Annotated in this window: 6 protein-coding genes and 4 tRNA genes; 4 read left to right on the top strand and 6 right to left on the bottom strand. The window is 29.2% G+C overall.

The genetic code is table 11. The features are described 5' to 3' along the window. Window positions 1-33: 33 nt before the first annotated feature. From KO488_RS15150 to KO488_RS15125, 6 genes are all read right to left on the bottom strand, one after another. A tRNA-Asp gene (locus KO488_RS15150) sits at window positions 34-110 on the bottom strand. 94 nt (window positions 111-204) lie between these two features. Then, window positions 205-280, bottom strand: a tRNA-Val gene (locus KO488_RS15145). 20 nt (window positions 281-300) lie between these two features. Continuing rightward, a tRNA-Glu gene (locus KO488_RS15140) sits at window positions 301-375 on the bottom strand. A 22-nt stretch (window positions 376-397) separates the two neighbouring features. Then, window positions 398-473: transfer RNA gene (locus KO488_RS15135), tRNA-Lys, on the bottom strand. 56 nt (window positions 474-529) lie between these two features. Further along, the gene (locus KO488_RS15130; RefSeq protein WP_216059642.1) at window positions 530-1,036 is read right to left on the bottom strand and encodes a CinA family protein; all 507 of its coding nucleotides are present in this window, start codon (window positions 1,034-1,036) and stop codon (window positions 530-532) included. Window positions 1,037-1,140: 104 nt separating this feature from the next. Next, a complete protein-coding gene (locus KO488_RS15125) occupies window positions 1,141-2,505 on the bottom strand; it encodes an FAD-dependent oxidoreductase (protein ID WP_216059641.1) in 1,365 nt (454 codons plus the stop codon). A gap of 279 nt (window positions 2,506-2,784) precedes the next feature. Here KO488_RS15125 and ileS point away from each other — a divergent pair, with 279 nt between their 5' ends. From ileS to KO488_RS15105, 4 genes are all read left to right on the top strand, one after another. Further along, window positions 2,785-5,514 (top strand): isoleucine--tRNA ligase, encoded by a 2,730-nt coding sequence (gene ileS, locus KO488_RS15120; RefSeq protein WP_216059640.1) that lies wholly within the window; start codon window positions 2,785-2,787, stop codon window positions 5,512-5,514. Window positions 5,515-5,635: 121 nt separating this feature from the next. Then, window positions 5,636-5,914, top strand: a complete 279-nt coding sequence (locus tag KO488_RS15115) for a NifU family protein (RefSeq protein ID WP_216059639.1) — start codon at window positions 5,636-5,638, stop codon at window positions 5,912-5,914. After that, the gene (locus KO488_RS15110; protein ID WP_216059638.1) at window positions 5,914-6,504 is read left to right on the top strand and encodes a hypothetical protein; all 591 of its coding nucleotides are present in this window, start codon (window positions 5,914-5,916) and stop codon (window positions 6,502-6,504) included. Before KO488_RS15115 ends, KO488_RS15110 begins: the two co-directional genes overlap by 1 nt. Further along, window positions 6,488-7,774, top strand: a complete 1,287-nt coding sequence (locus KO488_RS15105; protein ID WP_216059637.1) for a UDP-N-acetylmuramoyl-L-alanyl-D-glutamate--2,6-diaminopimelate ligase — start codon at window positions 6,488-6,490, stop codon at window positions 7,772-7,774. The genes KO488_RS15110 and KO488_RS15105 overlap by 17 nt, the downstream gene beginning before the upstream one ends. Window positions 7,775-8,091: the final 317 nt, after the last annotated feature.

Here is an 8,091-nt window from a genome sequence, read left to right as displayed (position 1 = left end):
CAGCTGAGCTAACGGGTCACATTAAATAAAAAGTGGCGCGGTAGAAGGGACTCGAACCCTCGACCTCCTACGTGACAGGCAGGCGTTCTAACCAACTAAACTACTACCGCGCTTAAAAATACTATAAAGATAAAATCTAAATAGATGTCACTGTTAAAATAAGATTTAAAAATCAATGCCACTGCATTTTAGGATTCTTAAAAATGGTGGTCGATGCAAGACTCGAACTTGCGACGTCTACCTTGTAAGGGTAGCGCTCTACCAACTGAGCTAATCGACCAAATAAATGTCAAATAATATTGGTGATCCCTAGGGGATTCGAACCCCTATGGTTGGAATGAAAATCCAAAATCCTAACCATTAGATGAAGGGACCATAATCAAATAACATTTATAAATGGTGACCCGTGATGGATTCGAACCATCGGCCACCTCCTTAAAAGGGAGATGCTCTACCAGCTGAGCTAACGGGTCACTACTATCTTAAGAATTATTTCTTAAAATGGAGTGGAATTATAATAGATTTATTTTTATTTGTCAATAGTTTTTTGAATAAATTTTAAAATTTTTTTAAGCCCTGTTTTTGCTGCTTGTATTTGCACTTCTTCTCTTGTTCCTTTGAAGTGATATATATCTATTTCTTTTGTGTTTAAAGGCCCACAACAGCCAATTACTACAGTACCTACTGGCTTACTTATTGAACCACCTCCTGGCCCTGCTATTCCTGATACTGCAATTGCATAATCCGCATCAAACTTTTCAGTGCTTCCCTCTAACATTTGACTAACAACTTGAGAACTTACTGCTCCATATTTATCAAGTGTAGTAATTTGAACATTTAACTCTTTATTTTTTATATTATTTGAATAACTAACAATTGCTCCATTAAACACATCAGAGGAATTAGGTATCTTTGTAATCATATGTGCAATTAATCCACCTGTACACGATTCTGCTGTTGTAATGGATTGTTTTTTTGTTCTTAGTATATCTTGAAGTGTAATCATGTCAGTTTCATTAAATATTTTATCATACATTGAAATTTCCTTTGTAAGTGTTTAAAAATAAATGAATTATAGTTGTACTCTTTATATATAGAGGAAGAAATTAATCTTACTCTATAATAATGTTATTAATAGTTTTATACTATTTCAGGATCTGTTAAATCTGCTAAGAATTGTTCTTCATCAAATTCTAAATTTAAGTAATCACAAACTACTTTAATATCTCTTTCTGCATTTCCTAAACAAGAAGTAGCACCTGGAGATGGAGTCATATTAAAGATGATACCATTACCTTCACTAAGTGATGCTTCACCTAACATTAATTTTTTCTCTTTCTTGTCAAGAACTTGAGGTCTAACACCACCAAATCCTTTTGCATATTCAATATCGTCTTTAGTTAAAGAAGGTACAATTTTTTGCGCATCTTTAACAAATAAACCTTTATTAATACCTGGAACTTCAAATAAGAAGTTTTTAAATACATAGTTTCTAATATCAGAATCTTTTAATAAATCCCAGAAGATTTTTAAGATACTTCCATCAATATTCATAGTTTTAATACATTGACCTACAGAACTTAGACCTTTATATCTTTCAAGTACACCAAGAGCAAGAGCTGTTGGTCCAAATCTTGTTTTTCCATTTTCTAAAATATCTGGATCCCCATGAAGTGCTGCAAATGGTAATTTGTCATTTTGTACCATATATACTTTACCATTTAAGAACTCACCACTAGTAATATAGAATGATCCTGCCATTGATAAAGAACCCATATGTTTACCATAACCCATTTTATGTGCTAAATATAATGAGTGTGCACCTGCATTTACTACAACAAAATCTGCTGTATAAACTGTACCATTAACAGTAGTTAATTTATATTTATCACCAATTTCTTGAATTTCTTCAACTTCTGAGTTATAGAATATATCAGTAGTTTTTGATTCATCAGCTGCTTGTCCAGCTTTTGCTAATTCGTTTGTCATTGCACCAAAATCAACAGTTGTATATTCACCTTTTGCACCCATAGCTATAATAGGTTCTGGTCTTTCGATTGTTTGCTCTTTATCTGCCCAAACCAGTTTTGGTTCTAATTCTTTTAAGTCTTCTTTAGTATATAATTCTAAATAAGGGAAAAGTTCTTTAAATGATTCATATCTATTTTTAATAAATTCAACTTCTTCTTCTCCAACACCTAAAGCCATTTTTTGGTGCTTAAACATAATTTTTTCTTCTAAACCATATTGTAAACAGAACTTCTCAATCATTTTTGCAGTTCTTTTTGTAATCTTAGCTTTATCTAATGTATAGTTTGTTTCAATATCACCTACATGAATTGTCTGTGAGTTACTTGTACCTTTTGAATTTAAAGTAGCTAATGCTTCATATTTCTCTAACATACAAATATTTTTTGCTGTTGAATATTTTGCTAACTCGTAAAATAGAGCCGCTCCAGAGATTCCGCCACCAACTATTACAACTTCATAATGTTTTTCAGTCATGTATACTTCCTATGTATTGTTTAATTATTAGAAGATATTATCACATTTAAGTTGTATTTATTCTAAATAAAATTTGTAATTGTGCAATAAATATATAAAATATAGAGTTTGGTAACACCTATTAAACTAAAGTAATAAATTAGAATGTACAGTAGTTGTACAAGATTGAAAAAAGTTAAATTACTAAAAATTTAGATTAGATTAAATTTATTTATATTTAGATATAATCAGCGATTTAATGAAAAACAATAAATATTGATAATTGAAGGTATTATGAAAATGGATTATAAAGATAGTTTACTGTTACCAAAGACAGCGTTTCCAATGAGAGGAAATCTTCCTCAAAACGAACCAAAAAAATACAAGCAGTGGGATGAACTAAAAGTTTATGACAGAATGAAAAGCAATAGAGAAGGTGCTCAAACTTTCACACTTCATGATGGACCACCATATGCAAATGGACATATTCATATTGGACATGCCTTAAATAAAGTACTAAAAGATATTATAAATAAATTTCACTATTTTGATGGAAAATCAATTAGATATGTTCCAGGTTGGGATTGTCATGGTTTACCAATTGAACAAAAAGTTGAAGAGAAGATAGGGAGTACTAAGAAAAAAGAACTTCCCAAATCTAAATTAAGACAATTGTGTCGTGATCATGCAAGTAGATTTGTTGATATTCAAAGAGAAGAGTTTAAAGCTTTAGGTGTCATTGCAGATTGGGAAAATCCTTATTTAACAATGGACTTTAAATTTGAAGCAAATATCTATAGAGAACTTTGTGCAATTGCTAAACAAGGTTTATTAATTCAAAGATCTAAACCAGTATATTGGTCATGGGCTGCACAAACTGCACTTGCTGAAGCTGAAGTTGAGCATGAAGATAAAGTATCTCCGTCAATTTATGTTGCATTTAAACATGAAACTTTAGATGCTAGTGTTATTATTTGGACTACAACTCCTTGGACACTTCCTGCTAATACTGGTATTTCTTTAAATGGTGAAGAAGAGTATGTTTTAACAAGTGATAAATTCATCGTTGCAAAAAAACTTTATAATTCACTAATTGAAAATGAAGTAATTTCTGGAACAGTTGTTGAAGATATTGATCCTAATACTTTAGAAAATACATTTGCAATTAATCCATTAAATGACAGAAAATCTAAAATTATTTTAGGTGAACATGTAATGATGGATAGTGGTTCAGGTGCTGTTCATACTGCACCTGGACATGGTGAGGATGATTATAAAGTAGGTTTAAAATATGACCTTGATGTAATTATGCCTGTTGATGCATTTGGTAAATATGATCAAACAATTGTAAGAGAAAAACTTTTTAAGGATACAGATAAGTACTTAGGTATTAATGTATTTAAAGCTAATGAGCCAATTTTAGAAGAGTTAGGTGATGCATTATTAAAAAGAATTGATATAACTCACTCTTATCCACACTGTTGGAGAACTCATACACCTATTATCTTTAGAGCAACAAAACAGTGGTTTATTTCTATTGATGATGAGTATGGAAAAGAAAATAAAACATTAAGAGAAAATGCTCTTAAAGTTGTAGAAGATTTAACTTTCTATCCTGAATGGGGAAGAAATAGATTAAAATCTATGTTAGATGGACGTCCTGATTGGTGTATTTCTAGACAAAGAGACTGGGGAGTTCCTATTGCATTCTTTAGAAACAAGAAAACAGATGAGATTATCTTTGATGAAGAAGTATTAACTCATACAGCTAAAATTTTTGAAGAAAAAGGTTGTGATGCTTGGTACGATTTATCAATCGAAGAGTTATTACCTTCGAATAGTGGATTAAATGCAGATGATTTAGAAAAAACTAAAGATATTTTAGATGTATGGTTTGATTCAGGTTCTACACAAAATGCAGTATTAAGATCTGGAAATTACGATGCTGGTACTTTCCCTGCTGATATGTATTTAGAAGGAAGTGATCAACATAGAGGTTGGTTCCAATCTTCACTTTTAACAACTTTAGCATCTTCTGAAATTGCACCATATAAGTCAATTTTAACTCATGGATTCACTGTTGATGAAAAAGGTGAAAAAATGTCTAAATCAAAAGGAAATGTTGTTGCACCTGATAAGGTTATGAAACAATATGGTTCTGAGATTTTAAGACTATGGGTTGCAATGAGTGATTATCAATCAGATTTAAAAATTTCTGATAATATTTTAAAACAAAATGCAGAACTTTATAGAAAAATTAGAAATACTGCAAGATTCTTACTTGCAAATGTTAGTGATTTAGAAGAAATTGTAGCTGTTGATAAAATGGGTCCTTTAGATAAATGGATATTATCAAAAGCAAAATCTGTATTTGATGAAATTCAAGCTTCTTTTGAAGTTTATGAATTTTCAAAAGGATTAAATAAATTAAATAATTTCTTAGTTGTTGATTTATCAGGAATTTATTTAGATGTTTGTAAAGATAGATTATATTGTGATGATAAAACTGATATACATAGACTTGCATCTCAAAGTGCTATGGCACTAATTGCAAAAAAACTAATATCAACTTTAGCACCAATTTTAACATATACAATGGATGAGTTATTAACTTATGCTCCAGAATTTATAAAAGCTGATTGCAAAGATATTTTTGATTATACAAAAGTAGAATTACCATCTATTGAAAATAATATTAATGAAGAGATTTTATTAACAGCAAAAGAAAAATTCTCAGAAATAAAAGATGCATTAAGTAAAGAAAAAACAATCAAATCTACATTAGAGTTATCTGTTTATACAAATAGTTCTGATATTCTTGCTCTTGATGAAGTTGAAGCAGCTGATTGGTTCTTAGTTTCTTCAATTACAGATAGTAAACAAGATACAGAAGTTCTAGGAACATTTAAAATTGATGATAATATTTTTGAAGTTTATAAAGCAAATGACCATAAATGTCCAAGATGTTGGAAGTTTACGGCAAAAGAAGAAGATACACTTTGTTCAAGATGTGATGAAGTTATAAAGTAGGAAAATATGTTTCAAGAAGAAGTAACATTAACATTTATATTCCAAACAATAGGAGTAATTCTAGCGATTACTGCACTTGGAATATATTTAGTGAAAAAAAAAGCAAAAGAGGAAAAATAAAATGATGCCATTTTCAGATGAAGACTTACAAGCTCCTGTAAGTTCGATTATAAAAACTAAAATTGCTCCAATGCTAGCGCGGGATGGCGGTGCAATACAATTATTAGAGATTAGAGATGCAAAAGTTTTTATTCAATTGCAAGGTTCATGTGTTGGTTGTAGTGCAAGTAGTAGTACTTTAAAATTTGTAGTAGAAAAAGAATTAAAAGCTGCAATTCATCCAGAATTAGAAATAGTTAATGTTCCAATTGGTATGGAAGATAAATTAGAGGAATTTTAATGATAAATGAAAGTAGATTATTAAATGAGGCTAATAGCTTTTTTTTACAAAAAAAATTTGAAAAAGCTATGTTTTTATATGCTCAATTATCATCAACTTTTAAAGAGAATAAAGAATACCCAATTTATGCATTATTTTGTGATATTGCAAGTGAAGATGAAGAGAAAGCAATGTCACTTTATGATTATTTTTCTGTTGTAAAAGAAGATAGTTTAGAAGATGCAATTAGATATGTTGAAGATATAATTGATGCATATGATGGCGATATTGATAAAATGATGGAAATGTTAAAAGATTTAAGTCTTTCAACGGTTGATGCTTTAGATGCAATAAAATACGAAGATTTTAAAAAATTAATAAATTCACGAGGTTCTTTTAGAATTGCTTTTGAAGATATTATGTTTTCAACAAAAGTAGCTATTGAGAATAAAGATGATTTTTTTGATTTTGTAACTAAGCTAATAGATAATGATTTTAATAATACGGCATATACTTATTTAGATGGATTCAATGAATATTTTGCTTATGATGATGAAATTGAAAAACTATATAAAAGATTAGAAGAGAAGAATTTTGCAGTTAATAATTAATAATAAAATATTTACAGATAATTCAAATGAAGCAAATGAAAATTCTTCTTTTGTTGTATCTTCACAAAATGAAAGATTTAAACAAGCAGCTATTGAGAATGGATGTAAAGAGATTATCAAATCATCTGATTTAAAAAACTATCTTGATATGTCTTCTATTAAAATTATTGGAATTACGGGAACTAATGGTAAAACTACAACAGCTGCTGCTATTTACTCTATTTTATTAGATTTAGGTTATAAAGTTGCACTTCAAGGGACTCGTGGTTTTTATATAAATGATGAGAGAGTTGAAGAATACTCTTTAACTACACCAATACAACTTGGGAACTTTGCACATATACAAAAAGCTATACAAAATGATTGTGACTTTTTTGTTATGGAAGTTAGCTCCCATGCAATACAACAAAATAGAATTGAAGGTTTAGCTTACGAGCTTAAAATTCATACTAATATTACAAGAGATCATTTAGATTATCATAAAACTATAGAAGAGTATATCAATATTAAAAATTCATTCTTCTCTGATGAGGGTAAAAAACTAATCAATAAAGATGACAAAGTAGTAAAATACAATGTAAAAAATGGATTTGCATATTCACTTGATGAACCTTCAACTTATAAAGTAGGGGCATATTCTTTTAAAAATGGAATGCATGTAATGTTTTCTCATTTTGGGCAAATGCACTCTTTTTCATCTTCTATGATGGGTATTTTTAATGTATATAATTTAATGGCTGCTTTAAGTACTGTGCATATAGTAACTTCAAAACCTTTAGATGAAATATGTGAAGCAGTAGAGAATTTTGCAGGAGTAAGTGGCAGAATGGAAATTATTTCTTCAGAACCTTTAGTAATTGTAGATTTTGCACATACACCAGATGGAATGAAAGAAGTTTTACAAAGTTTTGCACATAAAGATATTATTTGTGTCTTTGGTGCAGGTGGGGATAGAGATCAAGATAAACGTCCTTTAATGGGACAAGTTGCTGCTAATTATGCAAAACATATAATAGTAACTAGTGATAATCCAAGATTTGAAGACCCTGATTTAATTATTGAAGATATTTTAAAAGGTATTAAAAACCATCAAAGCGTTCAAGTTGATGTAAATAGAAAATCAGCTATTAAAAAAGCAATTGATATAGCTGATGAAGATTCAGTTATTTTAATCCTTGGAAAAGGCGATGAAACTACTCAAATAATCTATGATAAAAAACTAGCATTTTCTGATAAAGAAGAAGTTTTGAAGTATTTGAATAAAGAGTAGAGGGGTTAGTCAAATACTCTCAGTTGATAGAAAAGTTTAAGTTTAATATGTTTTTTTCTATGTGCTAATCAGATGATGGTAATTACTAATAAATTATTTTCTTTTAAATATATTATTCTGTAGTTCCCTGCTCTTTTTCTAAACTTACCTATATGTTTCCCTTTGAGTGATTTATCACTTGAAAATTAGCATTTTATAAATCTATAATTTTATTTTTGATTAATTATTGCGATATTTTATCAAGTTTTAGGAACTCTTTCTACACTTTATTAAAAAATGACTATAAAATTTTTATTTTTTTCAATGGCTCAGATACA

Origin of the sequence: Poseidonibacter lekithochrous (assembly GCF_018861145.1) — a bacterium.
Taxonomy (GTDB): domain Bacteria; phylum Campylobacterota; class Campylobacteria; order Campylobacterales; family Arcobacteraceae; genus Poseidonibacter; species Poseidonibacter lekithochrous_A.
Note: the sequence above shows the minus strand (reverse complement) of the source record. Positions and strands in the feature narration are given on the sequence as shown.

Coding starts and splice junctions, on each gene's coding strand:
- KO488_RS15130 (WP_216059642.1), bottom strand. CDS start 1,036: ATGTATGATAAAATATTTAATGAAACTGACATGATTACACTTCAAGAT.
- KO488_RS15125 (WP_216059641.1), bottom strand. CDS start 2,505: ATGACTGAAAAACATTATGAAGTTGTAATAGTTGGTGGCGGAATCTCT.
- ileS (WP_216059640.1), top strand. CDS start 2,785: ATGGATTATAAAGATAGTTTACTGTTACCAAAGACAGCGTTTCCAATG.
- KO488_RS15115 (WP_216059639.1), top strand. CDS start 5,636: ATGATGCCATTTTCAGATGAAGACTTACAAGCTCCTGTAAGTTCGATT.
- KO488_RS15110 (WP_216059638.1), top strand. CDS start 5,914: ATGATAAATGAAAGTAGATTATTAAATGAGGCTAATAGCTTTTTTTTA.